At 45.9% G+C, this 22,587-nt stretch carries 22 protein-coding genes; 15 read left to right on the top strand and 7 right to left on the bottom strand.

Going from position 1 to position 22,587, the window contains the following annotated elements:
• Nucleotides 1-52: 52 nt before the first annotated feature.
• Complete coding sequence (locus KG631_RS01615; protein WP_213994929.1) at nt 53-2,242, bottom strand: hypothetical protein; 2,190 nt, start codon at nt 2,240-2,242, stop codon at nt 53-55.
• Nucleotides 2,243-2,389: 147 nt separating this feature from the next.
• A complete protein-coding gene (locus tag KG631_RS01610) occupies nt 2,390-4,024 on the bottom strand; it encodes an electron transfer flavoprotein-ubiquinone oxidoreductase (RefSeq protein WP_213995002.1) in 1,635 nt (544 codons plus the stop codon).
• A 197-nt stretch (nt 4,025-4,221) separates the two neighbouring features.
• Here KG631_RS01610 and KG631_RS01605 point away from each other — a divergent pair, with 197 nt between their 5' ends.
• The 3 genes from KG631_RS01605 (at nt 4,222) to KG631_RS01595 (ending at nt 6,512) form a co-directional block, all read left to right on the top strand.
• On the top strand, nt 4,222-4,971 hold the full coding sequence (locus KG631_RS01605) for an electron transfer flavoprotein subunit beta/FixA family protein (protein ID WP_213994928.1): 750 nt from the start codon (nt 4,222-4,224) through the stop codon (nt 4,969-4,971).
• Nucleotides 4,971-5,897 (top strand): FAD-binding protein, encoded by a 927-nt coding sequence (locus KG631_RS01600; protein WP_213994927.1) that lies wholly within the window; start codon nt 4,971-4,973, stop codon nt 5,895-5,897. The genes KG631_RS01605 and KG631_RS01600 overlap by 1 nt, the downstream gene beginning before the upstream one ends.
• A 117-nt stretch (nt 5,898-6,014) precedes the next feature.
• Nucleotides 6,015-6,512 carry a GNAT family N-acetyltransferase gene (locus KG631_RS01595; RefSeq protein WP_213994926.1) on the top strand — a complete coding sequence of 166 codons (498 nt, stop codon included), beginning with the start codon at nt 6,015-6,017 and terminating at the stop codon, nt 6,510-6,512.
• A 76-nt stretch (nt 6,513-6,588) separates the two neighbouring features.
• Here KG631_RS01595 and fur read toward each other — a convergent pair whose 3' ends face one another.
• Complete coding sequence (gene fur, locus KG631_RS01590) at nt 6,589-7,029, bottom strand: ferric iron uptake transcriptional regulator (protein ID WP_213994925.1); 441 nt, start codon at nt 7,027-7,029, stop codon at nt 6,589-6,591.
• A 154-nt stretch (nt 7,030-7,183) separates the two neighbouring features.
• Here fur and KG631_RS01585 point away from each other — a divergent pair, with 154 nt between their 5' ends.
• Nucleotides 7,184-7,648 (top strand): DUF4442 domain-containing protein, encoded by a 465-nt coding sequence (locus KG631_RS01585; RefSeq protein ID WP_213994924.1) that lies wholly within the window; start codon nt 7,184-7,186, stop codon nt 7,646-7,648.
• A gap of 107 nt (nt 7,649-7,755) precedes the next feature.
• On the opposite strand, the gene fldA is transcribed toward KG631_RS01585, so the two are convergent.
• From fldA to KG631_RS01565, 4 genes are read right to left on the bottom strand one after another with little or no spacing between them, the layout of a single operon-like run.
• Nucleotides 7,756-8,286 carry a flavodoxin FldA gene (gene fldA / locus KG631_RS01580; protein WP_097109698.1) on the bottom strand — a complete coding sequence of 177 codons (531 nt, stop codon included), beginning with the start codon at nt 8,284-8,286 and terminating at the stop codon, nt 7,756-7,758.
• A 14-nt stretch (nt 8,287-8,300) separates the two neighbouring features.
• Nucleotides 8,301-8,573 carry a LexA regulated protein gene (gene ybfE, locus KG631_RS01575; RefSeq protein ID WP_097109697.1) on the bottom strand — a complete coding sequence of 91 codons (273 nt, stop codon included), beginning with the start codon at nt 8,571-8,573 and terminating at the stop codon, nt 8,301-8,303.
• A 14-nt stretch (nt 8,574-8,587) separates the two neighbouring features.
• Nucleotides 8,588-8,785 carry a DUF2788 domain-containing protein gene (locus KG631_RS01570; protein WP_213994923.1) on the bottom strand — a complete coding sequence of 66 codons (198 nt, stop codon included), beginning with the start codon at nt 8,783-8,785 and terminating at the stop codon, nt 8,588-8,590.
• A 49-nt stretch (nt 8,786-8,834) separates the two neighbouring features.
• The gene (locus tag KG631_RS01565) at nt 8,835-9,611 is read right to left on the bottom strand and encodes an alpha/beta fold hydrolase (RefSeq protein ID WP_213994922.1); all 777 of its coding nucleotides are present in this window, start codon (nt 9,609-9,611) and stop codon (nt 8,835-8,837) included.
• A gap of 107 nt (nt 9,612-9,718) precedes the next feature.
• Here KG631_RS01565 and seqA point away from each other — a divergent pair, with 107 nt between their 5' ends.
• The 11 genes from seqA (at nt 9,719) to KG631_RS01510 (ending at nt 22,586) form a co-directional block, all read left to right on the top strand.
• Entirely contained in the window at nt 9,719-10,252 is a 534-nt protein-coding gene (seqA, locus tag KG631_RS01560) for a replication initiation negative regulator SeqA (RefSeq protein ID WP_213994921.1), read from the top strand.
• Between the two features lie 9 nt (nt 10,253-10,261).
• The gene (gene pgm, locus KG631_RS01555; protein ID WP_213994920.1) at nt 10,262-11,911 is read left to right on the top strand and encodes a phosphoglucomutase (alpha-D-glucose-1,6-bisphosphate-dependent); all 1,650 of its coding nucleotides are present in this window, start codon (nt 10,262-10,264) and stop codon (nt 11,909-11,911) included.
• A 176-nt stretch (nt 11,912-12,087) separates the two neighbouring features.
• Nucleotides 12,088-14,568 carry a glycogen/starch/alpha-glucan phosphorylase gene (locus KG631_RS01550; RefSeq protein ID WP_213994919.1) on the top strand — a complete coding sequence of 827 codons (2,481 nt, stop codon included), beginning with the start codon at nt 12,088-12,090 and terminating at the stop codon, nt 14,566-14,568.
• A 129-nt stretch (nt 14,569-14,697) separates the two neighbouring features.
• On the top strand, nt 14,698-15,624 hold the full coding sequence (locus KG631_RS01545; RefSeq protein WP_213994918.1) for a hypothetical protein: 927 nt from the start codon (nt 14,698-14,700) through the stop codon (nt 15,622-15,624).
• A gap of 39 nt (nt 15,625-15,663) precedes the next feature.
• The gene (locus tag KG631_RS01540; RefSeq protein ID WP_213994917.1) at nt 15,664-16,473 is read left to right on the top strand and encodes an SAM-dependent methyltransferase; all 810 of its coding nucleotides are present in this window, start codon (nt 15,664-15,666) and stop codon (nt 16,471-16,473) included.
• Nucleotides 16,448-16,999 (top strand): GNAT family N-acetyltransferase, encoded by a 552-nt coding sequence (locus tag KG631_RS01535; RefSeq protein WP_213994916.1) that lies wholly within the window; start codon nt 16,448-16,450, stop codon nt 16,997-16,999. Before KG631_RS01540 ends, KG631_RS01535 begins: the two co-directional genes overlap by 26 nt.
• Before the next feature lie 23 nt (nt 17,000-17,022).
• On the top strand, nt 17,023-17,322 hold the full coding sequence (locus tag KG631_RS01530; protein WP_213994915.1) for a hypothetical protein: 300 nt from the start codon (nt 17,023-17,025) through the stop codon (nt 17,320-17,322).
• A 176-nt stretch (nt 17,323-17,498) separates the two neighbouring features.
• Nucleotides 17,499-19,136, top strand: coding sequence for a GGDEF domain-containing protein (locus tag KG631_RS01525; RefSeq protein WP_213994914.1), 1,638 nt, complete (start codon nt 17,499-17,501; stop codon nt 19,134-19,136).
• Nucleotides 19,137-19,193: 57 nt separating this feature from the next.
• A complete protein-coding gene (astE, locus tag KG631_RS01520) occupies nt 19,194-20,240 on the top strand; it encodes a succinylglutamate desuccinylase (RefSeq protein WP_213994913.1) in 1,047 nt (348 codons plus the stop codon).
• A 184-nt stretch (nt 20,241-20,424) separates the two neighbouring features.
• Nucleotides 20,425-21,609 carry a thiamine pyrophosphate-dependent dehydrogenase E1 component subunit alpha gene (locus KG631_RS01515; RefSeq protein ID WP_213994912.1) on the top strand — a complete coding sequence of 395 codons (1,185 nt, stop codon included), beginning with the start codon at nt 20,425-20,427 and terminating at the stop codon, nt 21,607-21,609.
• Complete coding sequence (locus tag KG631_RS01510; RefSeq protein ID WP_213994911.1) at nt 21,609-22,586, top strand: transketolase C-terminal domain-containing protein; 978 nt, start codon at nt 21,609-21,611, stop codon at nt 22,584-22,586. Before KG631_RS01515 ends, KG631_RS01510 begins: the two co-directional genes overlap by 1 nt.
• Nucleotide 22,587: the final 1 nt, after the last annotated feature.

The raw sequence follows: 22,587 nt of genomic DNA, 5'->3' as shown, positions 1-22,587 counted from the left end.
AAAAAACAACCCCTAGTTTAGGGGCTTACTAAGCGTGCGGCAAGCCTTCGGCTTAATCAGCCGCCGCAGATTTTTTTACGGCCGGACTATTCAATGAAATTACCTTGGTTTTGCTGATTTTATGCCGGTAAATTTCCCGCAGGTATTTAATGGCTTTTTTCACACTGTCACGACTAAGCCGGATGTCATTAATTGAGATAAATTTATCTTTATTGTGAATAAGCTCACGGTATTTTTTCTCGTACATTGGCTTTATGGCATACCAGTTGGTATCAAGAATTTTTGCCGGGTTTTCAAATTCATTCAACATAGCATCGACTTTCTGCTCATCAAATTCATCACTGCGGATAAAATCGAGCATGGCTTGATCCAGCTTCTCATCGAAACGGTAGCTGTCTTTGGCAAAGCAACGCTTAATAAAGGCGACAATTAACGTTAAGAAGTCGTCACTTAAGCATGGGCTTTTTACAATTAATGTGGTCAGGGAAATATTGGCTGAAGCACCGATAACCAAAGCGTAGCGCTTTAAAGTGGTGTTGGGAAATAAATTATTCAGGTGCGATTTTAAGCGGTTCAGATCCATATAAGACAGCTTATAGTCTTTTGGCAGGGAGACAATCGAGACAACGGACGAACAGTTTTTGAAAAAATGCAGGTCATTTAACTCTGCCGCGTTGTAGCCATTTTTAACATAGCTGGCCAGGGTTTGCCGGTAACGGCCAGATTCAATTGGCAGTAAGCTGATACCTTCAATCGCCTGGGTGACTTTGTTAAAATGCGGTAAATCGATAGAGCGGAAAAATAAGTCATCGATGTTTAAACCATTTTTATCAGATACTTTGCTTTTTTCGGCATTATCCCGCTGGCTGGCTGGTATAACTGATTCGGCATATGCCACTGCAACAGGGCCCGCCAGGCTCATAAATAAGTCGTTGGCATCAAGCCGGATAGTTTCACCAATATCAATACCTGCGCGCCGGAAATAGTTCTCGTCATAATCAGTAGTGACCGCCTGTGCTGTCAGAATATTAAATATTTGCTGCGAGATGTACTGATTGGCATATTTCTCCATGGCATTGACATCGATATGCTGAATATCACCATCATCCGTCTCTTCAGCGTAGCGCATAATATCATTGGAAATTAACATCATCGCATTCCATGGACGAATGCGGTGCATTACGCTGGATTCACTGCTGTCTTCGTTGTCAAAGTTGTAGGAGAAATCCCATTCCTCTGCCAGATACTTACACAGCAAACGGCCGGCATTAATATGTAAGGCCTCTGACATCTCGACGCCGTGATCTGAGATATTGGGCAGGATACAGATGCCACTGGTAAAAATCGGTTCAAATACAAATGAGTGGCCGCGGTTTTCTTCGCTTTCAGGTGCCGGACGAGTCTCAAAAGTTTTGCTCATATAGGCATATTGCTGGGCCAGACCGAACTCTGAGGCCATACCTGAACCGGTGCCCCCTCCGGCGCTGAAAATATAAAAGTACAGCCGTGACTGATTCGCTTTAATACCACAGGAGTCGATCAGGTAAGAATGAATAAACTTCCACTCTGCATTGGAAAAACGTTGGGTATCTTTATTGAGTATCATCTTTGCCAGATACTGGCCCAGAATAGGGGCATTACCGGCACCGCCGGCATGTACTTCAGATAAATCCATTATTTTCATTTTGGTATAGTCGTGCAGGAAGCCGCTTTTTTCACCTTTGTGCGAGAAACGGATGCGGCCTTCGATATCTTTATCTAAATCGCCCAGCATAACTAAAGGCTCAATTAAGAATACCGGTTTCAGACTATTGTTTGGCGTTAAGTGCAGGCTGCGTTTAATCCAGCGCATGGGCCGGTATTCTTGCTCGCGGCTTTGTTTTTCTTCATTATTAAATTCATTTAAATAGAAGTTGCGGGCATTGTAAACCAGCGAAGCAACATCCAGCGCAATATTAGAGCCACAGCGGCCAAGCCCGATCAGGCATACAGACGGAAAATGTTGTTGTTTCCGATTTTCAAGTTCGTTATCGGTTTGTACCTGAGGAAATACGCTGCTGCGAAGTGCATCGAGATTAGCCAGAATACGGCTTAAATCGCGTTCAGTAAAGTATAGATATCCTTCACTGGCAAAGGCTACAGTAGTATCATCCTGACGGTCCGCTGCTAGCTGAGCACCCTGAGAATTATTGCTGCTTGCGTTCATTATATTCGGTTGTTTAGTTATTATTTTATTAGCCATAACACGCACTCCGGTTAATACCTATATGCCAGTTCAAAGCAAAAACTCAGGTTTAAACGTAGTCTGGATTCAAGCTGAATACAATTCTGGCTATAAAAAAAGCAGCGGCTGGGCCACTGCTTTTTTTAATAACTAATAATATTGCTGCTACATATTCGGATAGTTGGGACCGCCACCACCTTCCGGGGTTACCCAGGTAATATTCTGACTCGGATCTTTTATATCGCAGGTTTTACAATGAATACAGTTTTGCGCGTTAATCTGAAAGCGTGGCTGCTGACCATCTTCATTAATCACCTCATAGACGCCAGCAGGACAATACCGCTGGGCAGGTTCATCATATTTCACCAGGTTTACTTCAATAGGTATGCTGGGGTCGGCAAGTTTTAAATGGCAGGGCTGTTCTTCTTCATGATTGGTATTCGATAAATAAACCGACGTTAGCCGGTCGAAACTAATCACATTGTCTGGTTTTGGATATACAATTTTTTCGGCGTCAGCAGCCAGTTTCAGCTGTGCATAATCCCGGTTATCATCTTTAATGGTGAAGGGCAGCTTGCCACCGAACCAGTTTTGTTCAATGGTATTGAATACACCGCCCCAAAAAGTACCGAACTTATGCATGGCCGGGCCAAAATTACGTGAGCTGTGTAATTCTTCATATAACCAGCTTTGCTTAACTGCATCAGCATACTCAATTAAATCCTTACCGCCGTCATCGTCATTTTGCAATGCAGCAAACACCGTCTCAGCAGCCAGAATCCCCGATTTCATTGCTGTATGGTTGCCTTTAATTTTAGCAAAATTTAAGGTGCCGGCATCGCAGCCCAGCAGTAAACCACCGGCAAAACTCATTTTGGGTAGGCTGTTCAAGCCGCCTTTGGCAATGGCCCGAGCACCGTAACTTACCCGCTTGCCGTCTGTCAGATACTGCTTTATAACAGGATGCTGTTTATAGCGCTGAAACTCAGCAAATGGGTCCAGATGCGGATTGCTGTAATTTAAATCGATTATCAGACCAACGACAATCTGCTGGCTTTCAGCATGGTATAGATAACCACCACCTGACGCTTCATCAGCCAGAGGCCAACCCGCAGAATGCACGACTAACCCCTGATGATGATTGTTGGCAGGGACATCCCAGATTTCTTTAAAGCCAATGGCGTAATGCTGGGGCGAAACATTTTTATCCAATTGATAGTGATTGATAAGTTGCTTGCCGAGATGGCCGCGACACCCTTCAGCAAATAGGGTGTACTTCGCTCGCAATTCCATCCCCGGGGTAAAGCTGGCTTTGGGCTTGCCGTCGCGGTCCAGCCCCATATCACCAATTACAATACCTTTAACTACATTATCGTCAAGCAGCAATTCACTGGCGGCAAAGCCCGGAAAAATTTCCACACCCAGAGTTTCAGCCTGTTCTGCCAGCCAGCGACATAAATTCGCCATCGAGACAATGTAGTTGCCGCTATTGTGCATGGTTTTTGGTACAGCAAAGCCTGGCAACTTGCGGCTGCTTTTTGCACCGTTAAACAGATAAATATCATCGTGGGTGACCGGCGTAGATAAGGGTGCACCTGTTTGCTGCCAGTCGGGCAGTAGTTCATTTAATGCCCTTGGTTCAAAAACTGCGCCAGACAGAATATGAGCGCCGACTTCAGAGCCTTTTTCGACTACACATACGGTAATTTCTTTGCCGGCCTGCTGCGCCTGTTGCATCAACCGGATCGCGGCCGATAAGCCCGCTGGCCCGGCGCCAACGATTACGACATCGAACTCCATTGCTTCTCTTTCCACGATGGTTACCTCTTGGATGCTTATATTTACAGTATTCACTGTGTTTATTGTGCTGATAAGGGTATTGCAGGTTGACGTTAACGTCAACAGGAAGTAGATTGTGCAGCACTACACATAGATATGTTTACCTTAACGTAAACCTGCTGTCAGGCAAGCAATTGCATGCAATCGAAGAGGATTATATGAAGATATTAGTTCCGGTTAAACGGGTTATCGATTACAACGTCAAAGTCCGGGTAAAAGCAGACCAGACCGGTGTCGATTTAGCCAATGTAAAGATGGCACTTAATCCGTTTTGTGAAATTGCGGTTGAGGAAGCGGTACGTTTAAAAGAAGCCGGCGTGGCAACAGAAGTGATCGCAGTGTCTATTGGCGGCAAAGCTGTACAGGAGCAACTGCGCACAGCGTTGGCATTAGGCGCCGACCGGGCAATTCATCTGGAAACTGATCTTAATCTCGATTCGTTGCAGGTAGCCAAACTGCTGGCAAAGCTGGTTGCAGAAGAACAGCCACAACTGGTTATTCTGGGTAAGCAGGCAATCGATTCAGACAACAACCAAACTGGCCAGATGCTCGCGGCACTGACCGGTATGGGCCAGGGTACTTTCGCATCTAAAGTTGTGGTTGATGGTGATAAAGTTAAGGTGACCCGTGAAATTGACGGCGGCCTGCAAACCGTTGAACTGACGTTACCAGCCGTAGTGTCAACTGATTTACGGTTAAATGAACCCCGCTATGCGTCATTGCCTAACATTATGAAAGCTAAGAAAAAACCACTGGACGTCAAAGCTGCAGACAGCCTGGGTGTGAGCCTGAGCTCTAACGTTACGACGCTGAAAGTCACCGCACCGCCAACCCGACAGGGTGGCGTAATTGTTGAGTCGGTAGCGGAACTGGTTGAAAAATTAAAGCATGAAGCGAAGGTGATCTGATGACAATTTTAGTAATTGCAGAGCATAGTAATGATGCCCTTAAAGCCGATACCCACAAGGTAGTTCAGGCGGCAACTAGCATTGGTGGTGATATTCATTTGCTGGTTGCAGGTGAAAATTGTGATAATGCGGCAACGGCCGCAGCAGCTATTGCCGGCGTTTCAAAAGTATTGGTCGCTGATGCCAGTGCTTATGGTCATCAGCTGGCCGAAAACGTTGCCGCCCTGGTAGCAGAAATTGGTAAAGATTACAGCCATATTTTGGCAGCAGCGACGACTACCGGTAAAAATATGTTACCCCGGGTAGCCGCACTACTGGATGTTGCCCAATTGTCAGATGTTATTGCCATTGAAAGTGCTGATACCTTTGTCCGACCGATTTATGCAGGCAATGCTATTGCGACTGTGCAGTCCGTCGACGCTATTAAGGTGCTGACGGTCCGCGGTTCAGCGTTTGCAGCAGCGGCTGAGGGTAATAGCGCATCAATTGAAAAACTGGATATTGTTAAAGATTTACAGGTATCGAACTTTGTCGGTGAAGAGCTAACCAAATCAGCGCGGCCAGAGCTTACCGGTGCGAAAGTGATTATTTCAGGCGGCCGCGGTATGCAAAATGGTGAAAACTTTGCCATGTTAAATGGCATTGCTGACAAGCTCAATGCCGCTATTGGTGCCTCACGTGCCGCAGTAGATGCCGGTTTTGTACCCAATGATATGCAGGTAGGGCAGACCGGCAAAATCGTCGCGCCGGATCTCTATATCGCTGTGGGTATATCGGGCGCGATTCAGCATTTAGCCGGTATGAAAGATTCAAAAGTCATAGTGGCAATAAACAAGGACGCAGAAGCCCCGATTTTTCAGGTGGCCGACTACGGTTTAGTGGCAGATTTGTTTACAGTACTGCCTGAACTGGAACAACAGCTCTGAAAAGTCACTAGCGTTAGTTAAAAGCCAGCTTTTGCTGGCTTTTTGCATTTTATAACTTGTTGCCGCTACAAGTTCCGTCTTAAGATAACCGTCTTATTTGCCAAGGACGCCGAAACCATGCCTGTAATAATTCGCCATGCAGAACCTGTTGATATCGAAGCGATTAAAGCGATATATGATCAACCCACCGTATTCTCAAATACCTTGCAGCTGCCATATCAACCCGTTGCCAGCTGGCAGAAACTTTATAATGCCGGTGCCGGCTTTTATAATCTGGTCGCAGAAGTTGAAGGTCAGGTTGTCGGCCAACTTGGTCTGCAGGTTTGTCAGAACCCCAGACGCCGGCATGTAGCAGAGTTGGGTATGGGGGTGCTGGAAGAGCATCAGGGGCAGGGGGTAGGTTCGGCGTTATTGCGGGCAGCGCTGGAAATGGCAGACAATTGGTTGAATATCCGGCGGATGGAGTTGACGGTTTACAGCAGCAATGAAGTCGCAGTAGCGTTATATGAACGTTTCGGTTTTGAAATAGAAGCTGAACTGGCTGATTTTGCTTTTCAGTATGGTAATTATGTCAGCGCGCTGGCAATGGCGCGGATTAATACCGGGAACAGTTGACACGAATCATGTTGACAGATTGCAACGACAAATTAAAACGGCACCCGTAGGTGCCGTCGTTAATAACAAGTCATTATTAATGAGCGTCAGCGTTTTTCTGACACTGATCGGTATCAGTACACTCACCATATAAATACAGGCTGTGGTGAGTTAACTTAATGCCATTTTTTTCAGCAATTTCTAATTGCTTGGCCTCAATAATCTCATCTTCAAACTCAATAACTTTGCCACACTTTAAGCACACCAGATGATCGTGGTGACTGTTACCAGTCAGTTCAAATACTGATTTACCACCTTCAAAGTGGTGACGGGTTAAAATACCGGCGTCATCAAACTGGTTTAGTACCCGGTATACTGTTGCCAGGCCAATGTCCTCACCCAACTCTAACAGAATTTTATACACGTCCTCTGCACTGATATGCTGATGGTTCGGATCTTGTAAAATTTCGAGTATTTTCACCCGCGGCAGGGTAACTTTCAGGCCGGCCTTACGTAGCTCAGTATTATGATCTGACATAAAAAACTCTGTCTTGCTGGTGGATTTGCATCGATTATAAAGACATTAGCACAATATTGAAATGGCCGATTACCGCTGATTTAGCTCTGATGCTCTTGTACTTTCACTTTGACAGGTTAAAATGCCCTTTTAACAGGTCATACCAGGTGCGATTATGCGTTGGGCGTTTAAACCGCAGGTTATGCGAAAATTACTGAATTTCTGGCCACCCTTTTTGTTCAGCGGTATTAAAGTTGCCAGTCTTGCTGACGATTATCGATATGTCAGGGTTGAATTGAAAAGCCGGCCATGGACCCGGAATATTAATAACAGCCAGTTTGGCGGCTCAATGTTTGCAATGACTGATCCGATATACCCATTGTTGTTAATGGGTGCGCTTGGCAAAGAGTACATTGTCTGGGATAAACAAGCCGATATTGACTACATTAAACCCGGTTTCGGCAAACTGAGTGCAGAGTTCTTACTGACAGACGAAGCTGTGGACGATATCAAACAGCATACGGCAGAGGGCGAAAAGTATTTTCCGCAGTTTCTGGTGCATATCAAAGATGCTGATAACAATGTTGTCTGTGAAGTAAACCGGACAGTGTATATCCGGAAAAAGCCGAAATATCGTTAAGTTAATTTGTCGATAAGCCGGTTAATAGCCATTTAAGGCAAGAAAAAAGAGGCATTATGCCTCTTTTCCTGAATAGCTTCGGGATTTTTTCCTCCGGCAGCATCCGGTTACAGATTGGCAAATTCCTGCAGGCTCATTTCTTCATAAACCTGTTTACACCATTGTTTTACCCGCTGCTCGGTCAATTCTGGCTGGCGATCTTCATCCACGCCCAGACCAATAAAATGGCTGTCATCGGCCAGAGCCTTTGAAGCGACAAAGTTGTAACCTGCAGTCGGCCAGTGACCTACGATAATTGCCCCTTTTGGTTCGATAATGTCGCGTAGTGTTCCCATCGCGTCCAGAAAATATTCAGCATAATCTTCCTGATCACCACAACCAAATATTGCGACCAATTTATTATTAAAATCGATACCCTCTAACTCCGGGAAAAAGTCGTCCCAGTCACATTGGGCTTCACCATAATACCAGGTTGGAATACCCAGTAGTAACAGGTCAAAGCCGGCAATGTCTTCTTTGCTGCTTTTGGCGATATCGCGGATCTCTACCAGATTTTTGCCCAGCTCTTTTTGGATCATCTTCGCGATATGCTCAGTGTTGCCGGTATCGCTACCGAAAAATATTCCTACAGTTGCCATGGTTTATTGCCTTCTTACCTGGATAAAGCTTGCTCTAAAAGTTGTTCAATTAAGTTACTGCGTGTGGTGTTCGCCTGCTCGGCAGCCTGACTCAATGCTGCATATAATTGGCCAGATACCTTAAATTCAATACGCTTTAACCCGTTATTACGATCGCGTTTGATTTGATTGCGTTTATTTAACTTAAGCTGTTCTTCACGCGGTAGCGGATTGGTTTTGGGCCGCCCCGGCCGCTTATCAGCCGCAAACAAATCAATAGTGGTGCGATCAGTGGCGATTTTGGCCATTAATCTCAACCTTGTTATTCGATAAAGTGTTGTACGACAGTTTTAATCACAAATACCAGTGGTGATAAAAACAACACCAGCCAGACAAAAAAACGACCAAATCGTGGCGCCTGGCTCTTTTTCAGGACATCATTAATCGCCAGCACAATAAAAATGTATAGAGTGGCTAAACCAAGCCATAAACCAACGGTTTCAAATTGTGCAACGGTCATCAATGCTGGCCATACCGGAAAAATTGGCCGCACTATAGCATAAAAAAAGTTATTTTTTAGTGTGCTGGCTCAATAAAAAGTCACGTACCAACTTCGCAAACGCGACAGGTTTTTCAGCATGCAACCAATGGCCGGTACCATTAATGATTTTTGCCTCAGCTGCAGGGAAAAGCTGCATAATTTGCGGTCGGTGTTCCGGCAAAATATAGTCTGATTCAGCACCTTTAATAAACAACACCGGGCCTGAATAGCTATCTTTGGTAATAGGTGCGCCAAGTAAATCGTCATAACATTCTGACAAAACAGCTAAGTTAAAGCGCCACTGAAAACCCTGCTCGGTTTTATGCAGGCTTTTCAACAAGAACTGGCGCACACCAGGTTCCGTAATATGGGCGGCCATTTGTTTATCTGCATCACTACGGTTATTAATGGTGGCCAGAGTGACTGCATTTAAACCGGCAAATACCGACTGGTGACTGCGCTCGTAGCGTACCGGGGCAATATCGGCGACGATGAGTTGGCTTACCCGTTTGGGATAGGTAAGCGCAAATGCCATTGCCAGTTTACCGCCGAGGGAATGTCCCAATAATGCGCATTGTTCTATATTCAGGCTGTCGAGGGTTTCAGCTAAATCGGCTACCATGCTGCTGTAGCTCATTTGGTTGCTGTGGGGTGATTGACCATGGTTTGGTAAATCTATACTGATAATCTGCCATTGCTCACTTAGGGCCCGGGCAATACCCGCTAAGTTTTCATAGCTGCCAAACAGACCATGGATTAGCACCAGCGGTTCGCCGGAACCTGTACTGTGGGAATGTAAAATCATCGCTAACTCACTGAAAAGGCTGAGGCCGTATTTTATCAAATTAAGCGACTGGCGTCAGTGGCAAAGCCTTTATATAATGGGACAACTTTCAGTTGACGGAAAAACCTATGAAAACCATTGAAATAGATGACGATTTATATCACTACATCGCTGCACAAACCCGCCAGATTGGCGAAAGTGCCTCTGATATTTTACGTCGCTTACTGCTGGGTGAGCCACAGCCAAGCCCAACTTCAGTGGATAGCAGCAAACCCGAAGCTGTTGCATCGGCGCCAGCCTCAGAACAGAAAGACAGTAGTACACCCGGTACGATATTCGACTTAGTCAGCCGCCAGGATCTACAGGCAGAATCCAGTGTAGTGGGGCGCTTTTTATATTTATTGTCGGTATTAGCCCGAGTCCACAAGAAGCAATTTACTAAGGTACTGGATATTAAAGGTCGCAACCGCCTGTATTTTGCGACATCCGCTGAAGCGTTGTCCGAAGCCGGCAGTAGCACCAATCCGAAACAAATTCCAAATACCGGTTTCTGGGTGATTACAAATTCCAATACCACCAGAAAAAAAATGATGCTTACCGAAACTGCCATCAAACTGGGGTATAGTGAGCAGGACGCTGAGCGGATCCGCGATTTATTATAAGGAATGAATATGTCTTTACATCCCCTGGCGGGCCAACAAGTGCCTAACAATCGAATTCCCAACATCAGTCGGTTAATGACGGCTTACTACGTACTTGAGCCCGATGTGCATCAGCACCCCGAGCATAAAGTTAGCTTTGGTACGTCTGGTCACCGGGGAAGTGCGCTAAAATGTTCGTTTAATGAACCTCATGTACTGGCAATTTGTCAGGCTATTGCCGACTATCGCAAAGCGAATAGCATTAACGGCCCGTTGTTTCTTGGCAAAGATACACACGCCTTGTCGGAAGCAGCGTTTGCGTCGGCGCTGGAAGTATTAATTGCTAATAAAATCCAGGTATGTATTCAGCAAGATTTAGGTTACACACCAACACCGGTTATTTCGCATGCCATTCTTACCCAGAACGACGGTGCTGAAGGTAAACTCGCTGATGGTATTGTTATTACCCCATCACACAATCCGCCGGAAGATGGCGGCATTAAATATAACCCGCCTCATGGCGGGCCAGCAGACACTGATGTAACCAACTGGATTGAGCAACGCGCCAACGAGTTACTGGCTAAAGACTTAGATGGCGTGAAAATGATGCCCTATAGTCTGGCTATTCAGTCAGGCTACTGTCAGCACATTGATTACATTCAGCATTATGTCGATGATTTAGAGAACGTTATTGACATGGCGGCTATTGCTAAAGCTGGGATCCGGATTGGCGTTGATCCACTCGGCGGCTCTGGAATTGGTTACTGGCCGCGAATCGCTGAAAAGTATGGTCTGGATATTACTGTTGTTAATGACAAAGTTGACCCGGCTTTTGCTTTTATGCCGCTGGATAAAGACGGCCAGATCCGGATGGATTGCTCCTCGGCGTGTGCGATGGCTAATTTAATTCAGTTAAAAGACCAGTTTGATATCGCCATTGGTAACGACCCTGACTTTGACCGTCACGGTATTGTTACCCGTAGCGGCGGGTTAATGAACCCCAATCACTATCTTGCTGTGGCAATTAATTACTTGTTGTCTAACCGGCCAGACTGGCCAGCCAGCCTGGCCATTGGCAAAACCCTGGTATCCAGCGCTTTGATAGACAGAGTGGTGGCAGCACGGGGCCGTAAGTTGTGTGAAGTGCCCGTAGGCTTTAAATGGTTCGTTGAGGGTTTATATAAAGGCACGCTTGCTTTTGGTGGCGAAGAGAGCGCTGGGGCCAGTTTTTTAAGGCTAGACGGCAAAGTTTGGTCTACCGATAAAGACGGTATCATTTTAGGATTGCTGGCCGCTGAAATGCTGGCAAAAACCGGCGTTGATCCATATAAACAATATCAGGCCCTAACCAGAGAACTGGGCTCACCCTTATACCGTCGGTTGGATGCACCGGCGTCGGCGGAGCAGAAAACAGCGCTTAAATCACTGGATGTGGCCAGTGTTACGCAGACTGAACTGGCAGGTGACCCGATACTGGCAGTGTTAACCCAGGCACCGGGCAACCAGGCTGATATTGGCGGTGTAAAAGTGGTTACCTGCAATGGCTGGTTTGCTGCCCGGCCTTCCGGCACTGAAAATGCGTATAAAATTTATCTGGAGAGTTTTGTTGATCAGCCGCACTTACAAAAGCTGGAGCTAGATGCCAAAGCCTTTGTTGACAAGGTTTTCAGCGCTATTTGACGATTAAAAAGGCCGCCATATTTGTGTAATTTAATTACATAGGAGGCCTTTATTTTGCCAAATGATGCAAATTGAGGTATCGTTTTCGTAATATTTCTACATTTATCAATAGTAGTAGCTGATTCAGCTGCGTTGATTAGCTTAAATAATATGCTCAGTAAATTTCAGGATTGGCAATGAAGAAAGCAACCTCACCTAAGTCCGCTGTTGGCGGTGCATCTACCGAACAACTTAAACAAAATATAATTAAACACCTGCATTCCAGTTTGGGGACCGACGTAAATAAAGCCAGTAGTCAGGCCTGGTGGCGTGCTACCTGTGCTGCGGTAAACGAGCAGGTTTTTGATGGCTTGCGTAATACACAGCGCACCCACTACCAACAGGATACCCGGGCGCTGCATTATTTTAGTCTTGAATACCTGATGGGCCGCTTGTTCAGCAATAACCTGCATAATCTTGGTTTATATGATCAGGCGAAACAAGCCCTGGCAGAGCTCGGAATGAACATTGCTGATTTAGAAGATCAGGAAGAAGATATGGCATTAGGCAATGGTGGTCTTGGCCGCCTGGCAGCATGTTTTATCGATTCACTTGCAACCTTGAATTATCCGGCAATTGGCTATGGCATTCACTACGAACATGGCCTGTTTAAGCAAAGTTTTCAGGATGGTCGTCAGATAGAGCGGCCTGATAGCTGGCGCGAATATGGTAATCCGTGGGAAATTTGCCGGCCGGAGTCAGTGCAGGAAGTCTCTGTTTATGGCTATGTTGAAACAGTTTATGATCTGCAAGGTACCATGAAAAAAGTCTGGCACCCGGGCCGGATCATCAAAGGCGTGCCCTGGGATATTCCGGTCGTTGGTTACAATGGCAGTTCAGTTAATGTGCTGCGTTTATGGGAAAGCCGGGCCAGTGACTTTTTTAACTGGGATGTGTTTAATTCCGGTGGTTATATTGATGCAGCGCGACAGAACATTGAAGCTGAAACCATATCTAAAGTGCTGTATCCGAACGACGAAACCGATGCGGGTAAAGAGCTGCGGCTTATTCAGCAATATTTTTTCTGTTCCTGCTCGTTAAAAGACATTATTCGCCGTTACAAAAGAGCCCATGGCGATGACTGGAGTAAATTTCCAGAGCAAGTGGTTATTCAGCTGAACGATACCCATCCGGCTGTCGCGATTCCGGAGTTGATGCGAATTTTAATTGATCGGGCTGACATGAGTTGGGACGACGCCTGGGCGCTGTGCCAGCAGGTATTTGCTTACACCAACCACACTTTGCTGCCAGAAGCGCTGGAAAGATGGCCGGTACGCTTGTTTGAAAAAGTGTTGCCGCGGCACATTGAAATTATATACGAAATCAACCGCCGCTTTCTGGTGGAGCAGGTCGACGTGCTGTGGCCGGGTGACAACGCCAAAAAACGCAAGCTTTCTATCATTGAAGAAGGCGATGAGCCGATGGTCAGAATGGGCCATCTGTCAGTGGTCGGGTCGTTTAAAGTTAACGGTGTGGCAGAGATCCACTCTAAACTGGTGCAATCCGATTTATTTCCGGAAATGGTCGCGCTGTGGCCGGACAAGTTTACCAATGTAACTAATGGTGTAACACCGCGACGTTGGCTTAAAGCCTGTAATCCACGATTGTCGAAATTGCTGGATGAGAAAGTGGGCGATGGCTGGCCGGTAAACCTGAAATTACTTAGCAAACTGGCTGAATTTGCCGACGATGCGCAGGTTCAGGATAACTTTATGGCGATCAAGCAGCAGAACAAAGCTGATTTTGCTAAAGAAGTTAAGAAGTTAACTAAAATTGATATTGACCCGGCGGCCATATTTGATATCCAGATTAAACGTTTGCATGAATATAAACGCCAACATCTTAACTTACTGCATATTCTGGCGTTGTACCGACGTATTTTGCAAAACCCGGATTATGACATGGTGCCCCGGGTATTTATTTTCGGCGCGAAAGCTGCACCTGGCTATAAACTGGCAAAAGAAATTATCTATGCCATCAATAAAATTGCTGACAAAATCAATAATGATAAGCGGGTTAAAAACCGGATAAAAGTGGTGTTTATGCCAAATTACCGGGTCACGCTGGCTGAGAAAATGATCCCGGCGGCAGATGTGTCTGAGCAGATATCTACTGCAGGTAAAGAGGCGTCAGGTACCGGTAATATGAAACTGGCGTTAAACGGCGCCGTGACAGTAGGAACCCTTGATGGCGCCAATATTGAAATCGCGGAAGAAGTCGGCAATGACAATATTGCGATTTTTGGTTTAACGGTGGATGAAGTAAAAGTACTGCATGCTAAGGGGTATCATAGCTACGACTACTATCACAATAATCCGGAAATTAAAGCCATATTAGACTGGCTGGAGACCGATTATTTTACCCCTGGTAAACCCGGCGAACTGGCGGCGATTAAGCACAGCTTGCTCGAAGGAGGTGACCCTTATCTGGTACTGGCTGACTTTGACTCCTATGCCAAAGCACAACTTCAGATAGACAGTTGGTATCGTGATAAGGCTGGCTGGGCCAGAAAAGCCATTTTAAACACGGCGTTAGTAGGCAAGTTTACCTCTGACCGTTCAATTGAGGATTATGTTAGCCGGGTCTGGCATTTAAAGCCCTGTAAAATAGCAAACTAGGCCTGCTGTATAGGCTTATTAAAGGTTAAAGCCCATCTCAGGATGGGTTTTTTATTGGTTGTTAATTGGCAATTCTGCCCGCTGACCGTTACGCTGATAGTAACAATGACTCATGCGAGGTCTACGCTGATGAGGTTATTATTCAGACGATGCAATGCAATTTTACTGGTGCTTTTTAGCGCATGCCTGGCGGCGCAACAGCACAGTGAAACGGGCGTAATTTCAGTAGATCGGCAAAATAACGTTGAGAATACATTAATTCATTGGGCAATTAATGATGCGCCACCTTTTCATGTATTACACGGTGAGTATCAACGTCAGGGGATTTGTGATGTTTTAACCAGAGTGGTACATCGTTACCTGCCAGAACAACAAGCCAGTTATTTGCAAATGCCGCAGCCGAGAATCGCTCAGGCGCTGGACAATCAAGAACCCGTCTGTTTCCCCTGTATGATATACAAACCGGCCGGTGAACCGAGGGCCCTTTATAGTTTACCTACGCACGTTTACTACCCTCATCATATTATAACAAGTGAGGCCACAGCCAAAACGTTGCGGGCGCTATACGGAGAGCCGGTTTCTCTGGCAAAGTTACTTGACGACCCCCGTTTCCGGCTAGGTTATCCGGTTGGCCGTCGTTATGGTGTCTTGCAACCGTTACTAAATGATCACGACCCTTATCTTGCCAGAGCAGGAACAGGTGGTGCTGTTGCCATCTTGCACATGATTAGTTCCGGCCGCCTGGATTACACCATCGACTATCCGATAGTCGCCAATTATTTTCAGCTGCTTTATAACCGTAGTATGGTAACCCTGGAAATTACTGAGAATAACCAGCAGCCGGTAGCAGGTGCAATTGGTTGTGCCAATACAGATTGGGGTAAAAGTAAAATTACTGAAATAAACAAGGTGATTAAGAAAATACGAACGGATCCGGAGTTATCAGAGGTACTGCAGTTATGGCATAGTAACGGCCTTAGCAACAGCGACGACTATGACTACTTTAACCAACAGTGGCTGCAGGTATTTGATGGTGAGACAACCGAGCAAAAATAACGGTTATATTCGTGAAAAATAAACACAGTGGAGTAGTAATTGGAACAGCAGGGAAGTTTAGTTTGTGTGGGTACCGGCATCACGTTAGGCTCACATATTAGTCCACTAAGCCGCAGTTATATTGAGCAGGCAGATGTGGTGTTTTTGCTGGTAGCAGATGGTATTACCGAGCAATGGGTGGCGCAGATGAACAGTGATGTGCGCTCTTTGCAGCCCTATTACCAGAGCGGCGTATCGCGGATGCTCAGTTATCTGCAGATGGTGGCAGCTATACTTGCCGAAGTAAGACAAAATAAAAAAGTAGTGGGTGCTTTTTATGGCCACCCCGGAGTATTTGCCTGGGTACCACATAAAGCGATTGCCGAGGCTAAAGCTGAAGGGTTTGCCGCCCATATGGAGCCCGGGATTTCAGCCGAAGATTGTCTGATAGCGGATCTAGCCATAGACCCTGGCAGCTATGGTTGCCAGCATTTTGAAACCAGCCAGTTTATGTTTTACAAACGTAGTATTGATACTGCAGCTTTCCTGATTTTATGGCAGGTGGGGGTAGCAGGTGATCGCAGCCTCGCCAAGCGCAGCACTGATGCCCGCTATCGGCAATTGCTTATTGAGGTGTTAGCTGAATACTACCCGTTAAACCATCAGGTTATTTTGTACGAAGCGGTAACTTTACCCATTCAACAACCACGGATCAGCAGACTTGCACTGTCTGAGCTGGTTAGTGCCGAGATGGACCCTAAAACCACTCTGGTGATCCCGCCAGCGACCCCAATGATTGCCAACCAGCAAATGCTGGATAAACTGGCTGCGCTACAAGCAGAAGATGACCATTATCAACGACCTGAATAGTAAAAACCTTTGTTTTAGTACAGCAAATTTTAGCGTACGTTTACTGGCAGCTGCTGATCAGGCGCTTTATCAATCGCTTTTTTGTAATCAACAAGTGATGCAATGGATTGGTGAGCCATTAACTGAGGTGCAGGTTAATGCCAGTTTTGCTGCGGCGCTAAAACATAATAACTCTGCAGTAACTGAACTGGCGCATAGTAGCCGGCTATTTCTGGTTATTGAAGACCCGCCATCTGACGTGAAACAGGGATTAATGGCGGTTACCTTTAACGCAATTAACGCATCACCATGGTCAGGATGTTTTGATGCTGAAATTGGCATTATGCTGTTGCCGTTTGCCCAGCGTCTGGGGCTTGCCAACGCTGCTTTTGCTGGCTTGTGCCAAAAATTGCAGCGAGTGGCAATAGTCAATGATATTGTCTGTAACATTGCGACAAATAATCTGGCGGTAAAAAAGCTGGTTACGGCTTTGGGCTTTGTGTATTGTAAGCAGGGTAATTGCTATAAATTGCAAAATAACAATTAAATTACGGTTACAGGAAGATCAGCATGAATAATGTATTGCAGCTGTTGCAAAGCTTAGGTGAGGACGCAGCGATGCGTTATCTTGCCAATACCCAGTTAGAAAAAGTGCTAAACCCGCTAAATCTCGACCCCGCGGTGCAACAAGCAATAACTCAGCAAGACGACATTAAGCTGGCGCAATTGCTCCACGCGAATAACAAAATAGTGTGTATGATTTTACCTGCCGAAGAGCCTTCTCCTTCAGAACAACCTGCAGAAAACCCATCTAAACAACCCGGGGACGAGCCAGAGCCGACAGAGACTGATATAAAACTGGCGGTATAGACAGAGGGGTAGTGAAGTGTGTCAGGGCTGAACGGGTGAGGATATTTTTAACCAACTTAATTTTTATACTACTGGCGTCAACTACTGTTGCATTCGCTAGCGAGCAGTATTTGAACACGTCAGAGGACGATAGCGGGGACCAGCAGCATTTGACAATACGTCAGCAGTTGTTGAAATTGGATAAAATAAAACTGGAAGATCAACCTCGCTTTAAAGCTGAGCTGGCAAAAATTAAGCTGTTACCGCTAAGCCAGACAGCGGATATTGAATACCTTACCTTATTGACAGCTTACGAACACGCTTTACAAGGTCAATATGACAAAGTTCTTCCAACACTTATTCCATTACTGGATAGCACAGAGAATGCAGAACACATTATCAGAGCCCGTATTTTAGCCGTTAATGTTTCGCTACTTTCCAATAATCATACTTTAGCATTTTCTTACTTTGATAAGCTCGTCAACAGTATACCTTCTATTTCTGATCCCGAATTATTGGCGCAGGTTATAGCTTTGGCAATGTTCACCTACAATCAGTTGGAACGATTTGACCTTACGTTACTTTATGAACGCTACATCAACTATCAGGCAATTCCAGCAAAACTGGCTTGTCGGATCAGAGTTACCGCCCTCGACGCTAAATATTTACAACCTGATATCGCGGTCAGTGAGACTGAGTCACTGGAAGTCATAAACCTTTGTATTGAAGCCAGAGAAACAATACCGGCAAACTTAGTCAGAACAGAACAAATGCGTGACTTAATAAACAATAACGATACCGATACAACGCTCGCAATTTATAACCAACATATCAAAGAAATTGAGCAAACTAATTACCCCATTTTGATTTCCAGAGTGAAATCGCTTGCAGCATTAGCGTATTACCAAAATGAAAACTATCACCAGGCATTACAGTTGGCGAACGATGCCCTGCAGCTAGCACAAAGCAGTCCAAACAACATTGCCTTAGTAGAGGCTTATGATGCGCTTTACAAAATTTCTAAAGCCGAGCAGAAATACCAAATGGCTTTGAGCTACCTCGAAAAAAAGCATGAAATTGAAAATGAATTTAATGCTGGCAAGGCGTCTCAACAAGCAGCATATCACACCGTCAGATCAGAAATTGAATTGAAAAATCAAAGAATTAACTTACTAGATCGGGATAACGAGCTGCTATTTTTACAACAAAGTATTTATCAGGAAGAGGCGAAGAACAGTCGCCTATGGTTAATATTGGTTGCCCTGCTTGGCTTTATTACCTTAATACTGGCCTATCGGGGATTAACCGGCCGCAAGCGTTTTAAACTTATGGCAGAATACGATCATTTAACCGGCATTAGTAACCGCTACCATTTTAATAACCAGGCGAAACAGGCGCTGAAGTACTGCCAGGCTAAACGAGTACCTGTGGCATTGATATTGTTCGATTTAGATCATTTTAAGGCGATTAATGACCAATTTGGCCACGCTACCGGGGATTGGGCGTTACAGCAAATAGTCCAGGCCTGTAAGCAGTTTATGCGTTCAAATGATATATTTGGCCGAATTGGTGGCGAGGAGTTTGTTATCATGATGCCCGGTTGTGAGCTTGATAAAGCCACCTTGCTGGCTGAAATATGCCGGGATGCTATCGTCAGTATTGAGTCTAGCAGCAATGAGCATCAGTTCAGCCTGAGCGCCAGTTTTGGTGTTAGTGGTAGTGAATTAAGTGGCTATGATTTAAAACAATTACTGGCTGATGCAGACAAAGCAATGTATCAGGCCAAAGCCAAAGGCCGTAATCTGGTCGTCGAATATCAGCAATCAGAACCTTGAGCAAAGTGGCGTCGCTATTAAAGGTTTTTATTTGCCAAGCGCATGGAGTAGTCATCTATGATACAGCAACTTATACCTGCTGCAGATTTTCTTAAACTCACCCTGGAAAACCCGGATGGTTTAGCGCCATTTCAGTGCGAGCTGGCTAATGGAACGACAGTACAGGTATGGGACACTGGGGTAATTTATTTCGAACCGTCCGAAACAACAAATGAAGATGTGGTTTTATCATGTGGTGTGCATGGCAATGAAACTGCACCTATAGAAATTTGTGCTGCTATTGTCCATGACATTCTGACAGGGCGTTTAGCTCCATCAGTACGGTTGTTAGTGTTGTTTGGAAACCCGCCGGCTATTAATGCCGGCTCACGCGAAATAGCTGAAAATCTGAACCGGCTATTTTCTGGTCATCATAGCAAAGGGGCGGGCATGATTAATGCTGAACGGCGCCGTGCTAAAGCGTTGGAGCAGTATGTCAGCCAGTTCTATCATGGGGAACGCGTAACCAAAGTTGATACGCGTAACCGTAGTTTATATGATTTACATACCGCTATTCGCGGCTCGAGATTCGAGAAGTTTGCGGTGTGTCCTTTTTTGCACGATAAGCCCTGGCAAAAAACAGAGTTTGCATTTCTGGCAGCCTGTGATGTTCACACTGTGTTATTAATGCAAACACCTGCAACCACTTTTAGCTACTATGCGTCGAATGAACACGGTGCCAATTCCTTTACCATTGAATTGGGTAAGGTAAAACCGTTTGGTCAGAATGACAGGGCACGTTTTGCAAAGGCAGACACCAGTTTAAGGGCGTTAATTCGTAATGAGCCGGTTAAAGCGGGCACGTATCATGACGAACAATTCAACATGTATAAGGTGTATCGCTCGATAGTTAAGCAAACTCAGGACTTCAAATTACACTTTGCCGATGATATTGAAAATTTCACCAGTTACCCGCCGGGCACGTTACTAGCCACTGATGGTGATATTGAATACCGGGTAGAGCAGGAGGGTGAGGCACTTATTTTCCCTAATGCCAACGTCGCAATAGGCCAGCGAGCGATGTTGATGGTAGTCCCGGCGTCTGTTGCTGATAATTTGCTGTAAATGACAGTGTTGCCCGTCAATGCAGGGCTGACAGACAGTAAATATAACCTGACAGCTTAGCCGGCGGTCAGGTTTTTTTGTACCTGGCCACGGTTGCAATGCAGTTTACGTAAAGGTAAAGTTCCCCGCAAATAATGATAATCGACAGCGTGTCCACAACGTGTCCACAACCCAAGAGATTGCTATGACAAACCCTAATAACGCCACCATCACCACGGTGCATACTGCAGCTTTTACTGCCGGTGATGCGTTAAAAATCCCTACTCTGCGTATTTTGCAAGATGATGGCAACCTTTACGACGGTGCCGATAAACCAAGCCTCGATAAAGAAACTGCGCTGAAAATGTACGACACTATGGTGTTTACCCGGGTGCTGGACGAACGCATGCTGGCGGCGCAGCGCCAGGGTCGTATTAGCTTTTATATGCAATGTCTGGGAGAAGAGGCGACCACGGTTGGCAGTGCTGCGGCACTGGACGAGCAGGATATGATCATGGCGCAATATCGTGAACAAGGCGCATTACGTTACCGTGGTTTTACCCTGGAACAGTTTATGAATCAGCTGTTTTCCAACGAGAAAGACTTGGGTAAAGGCCGCCAGATGCCGGTACATTATGGTAGTAAAGATATTTACTATATGACCATATCGTCACCTCTGGGCACCCAAATCCCACAGGCTAGTGGCTATGCCTATGCCCAGAAGCTGCGAGGTTTGAATAACACCACTATTTGTTATTTCGGTGAGGGCGCTGCGTCAGAAGGCGATTTTCATGCTGGTTTAAATATGGCAGCTGTGCATAAAGCCCCGGTGCTGTTTTTCTGTCGTAACAATGGCTACGCCATATCTACCCCGGCCAACGAGCAATTTGTCGGCGATGGCATCGCTTGTCGGGCGGTAGGTTACGGCATGAAAGCAATCCGGGTAGATGGAGCTGATATTCTGGCAGTGTATCACGCTACAAAAATAGCCCGTGAACATGCGCTTAAGCATAACGAACCGGTATTAATTGAAGCAATGGCTTATCGGTTAGGTGCTCACTCGTCTTCAGATGATCCCAGCGGCTACCGCTCAAAAGAAGAAGAAGAGCTGTGGCGCAAAACAGATCCTATTTCGCGTTACCGCTTATGGCTGGTTAAACAGGGCTGGCTTGATGAAGATGCAGATAAAGCCAAAACAGACCAGCTGCGTACTGAAATACTTGATGCCCTGAAAGTGGCAGAGAAAGTGGCGAAGCCAGGTATTGAACATTTAATTTCTGATGTGTATCAACAGCCGATCCCGGCATTGCAGCAACAGTTAGATGAATTAAAACAACATATCAGAAAGTACCCGGATGCGTATCCGGTGACGTCGGGGAGAATGGACTAATGGCAAAAATGAATATGCTGCAAGCGATTAATAATGCGCTTGATATCGCCATGGCTAAAGATGACAGTGTAGTGTGTTTTGGCGAAGATGTGGGCCATTTTGGTGGCGTATTCCGGGCTACCAGCAAACTACAGGAAAAATATGGCAAAGCCCGCTGTTTTAATACACCGTTAACTGAACAGGGTATTGCCGGTTTTGCTAACGGTATGGCTGCTCAGGGTATGAAACCGGTAGCTGAAATTCAGTTTGCTGATTATATCTTTCCGGCCTTTGATCAAATCGTCAACGAAACGGCCAAATTCCGCTACCGTTCAGGCAATGAGTTTAATGTGGGCGGTATCGTGTTTCGCAGCCCTTATGGCGGTGGTATTGCCGGTGGCCATTACCATAGCCAGTCGCCGGAAGCGTATTTTGCCCATACCCCGGGCCTGAAAGTAGTGATCCCGCGCGATCCCTATCAGGCTAAGGGTTTGTTGCTGGCGTCGATAGCCAGCCCTGATCCGGTTATTTTCTTTGAACCGAAAAAACTATATCGCGCATCAACCGGTGAAGTGCCTGAAGATTACTATGAAATTGAGCTGGGTAAGGCTGAAGTTGTGCAGCAGGGCAACGATGTGACCGTGCTGGCCTGGGGTGCGCAGATGGAAATAGTTGACAAGGCGGTAGCAATGGCCAAAGAGCAGGGCGTATCGTGTGAAGTTATCGACTTACGCAGCATTTTGCCGTGGGATGCTGACACTGTTGCTGCTTCTGTGCAGAAAACCGGCCGGTTGGTGATTAACCATGAAGCACCGTTAACCGGTGGTTTTGCCGGTGAAATTGCTGCCACTATTCAGAAAATGTGTTTCCTGTATCTGGAAAGCCCGATTGAGCGGGTGTGTGGCTTAGATACGCCGTATCCGCTGGCACTGGAAAAAGAATATGTTGCCGATCATCTTAAAACCTACGAAGCCATTATGCGCTCGGTTAACTTCTAAG

The organism is Arsukibacterium sp., from assembly GCF_018402695.1.
Lineage (GTDB): Bacteria > Pseudomonadota > Gammaproteobacteria > Enterobacterales > Alteromonadaceae > Alishewanella.
This window is presented reverse-complemented; position numbering and strand designations above follow the sequence as displayed.

Coding starts and splice junctions, on each gene's coding strand:
- KG631_RS01615 (WP_213994929.1), bottom strand. CDS start 2,242: ATGGCTAATAAAATAATAACTAAACAACCGAATATAATGAACGCAAGC.
- KG631_RS01610 (WP_213995002.1), bottom strand. CDS start 4,024: ATGGAGTTCGATGTCGTAATCGTTGGCGCCGGGCCAGCGGGCTTATCG.
- KG631_RS01605 (WP_213994928.1), top strand. CDS start 4,222: ATGAAGATATTAGTTCCGGTTAAACGGGTTATCGATTACAACGTCAAA.
- KG631_RS01600 (WP_213994927.1), top strand. CDS start 4,971: ATGACAATTTTAGTAATTGCAGAGCATAGTAATGATGCCCTTAAAGCC.
- KG631_RS01595 (WP_213994926.1), top strand. CDS start 6,015: ATGCCTGTAATAATTCGCCATGCAGAACCTGTTGATATCGAAGCGATT.
- fur (WP_213994925.1), bottom strand. CDS start 7,029: ATGTCAGATCATAATACTGAGCTACGTAAGGCCGGCCTGAAAGTTACC.
- KG631_RS01585 (WP_213994924.1), top strand. CDS start 7,184: ATGCGTTGGGCGTTTAAACCGCAGGTTATGCGAAAATTACTGAATTTC.
- fldA (WP_097109698.1), bottom strand. CDS start 8,286: ATGGCAACTGTAGGAATATTTTTCGGTAGCGATACCGGCAACACTGAG.
- ybfE (WP_097109697.1), bottom strand. CDS start 8,573: ATGGCCAAAATCGCCACTGATCGCACCACTATTGATTTGTTTGCGGCT.
- KG631_RS01570 (WP_213994923.1), bottom strand. CDS start 8,785: ATGACCGTTGCACAATTTGAAACCGTTGGTTTATGGCTTGGTTTAGCC.
- KG631_RS01565 (WP_213994922.1), bottom strand. CDS start 9,611: ATGATTTTACATTCCCACAGTACAGGTTCCGGCGAACCGCTGGTGCTA.
- seqA (WP_213994921.1), top strand. CDS start 9,719: ATGAAAACCATTGAAATAGATGACGATTTATATCACTACATCGCTGCA.
- pgm (WP_213994920.1), top strand. CDS start 10,262: ATGTCTTTACATCCCCTGGCGGGCCAACAAGTGCCTAACAATCGAATT.
- KG631_RS01550 (WP_213994919.1), top strand. CDS start 12,088: ATGAAGAAAGCAACCTCACCTAAGTCCGCTGTTGGCGGTGCATCTACC.
- KG631_RS01545 (WP_213994918.1), top strand. CDS start 14,698: ATGAGGTTATTATTCAGACGATGCAATGCAATTTTACTGGTGCTTTTT.
- KG631_RS01535 (WP_213994916.1), top strand. CDS start 16,448: ATGACCATTATCAACGACCTGAATAGTAAAAACCTTTGTTTTAGTACA.
- KG631_RS01530 (WP_213994915.1), top strand. CDS start 17,023: ATGAATAATGTATTGCAGCTGTTGCAAAGCTTAGGTGAGGACGCAGCG.
- astE (WP_213994913.1), top strand. CDS start 19,194: ATGATACAGCAACTTATACCTGCTGCAGATTTTCTTAAACTCACCCTG.
- KG631_RS01515 (WP_213994912.1), top strand. CDS start 20,425: ATGACAAACCCTAATAACGCCACCATCACCACGGTGCATACTGCAGCT.
- KG631_RS01510 (WP_213994911.1), top strand. CDS start 21,609: ATGGCAAAAATGAATATGCTGCAAGCGATTAATAATGCGCTTGATATC.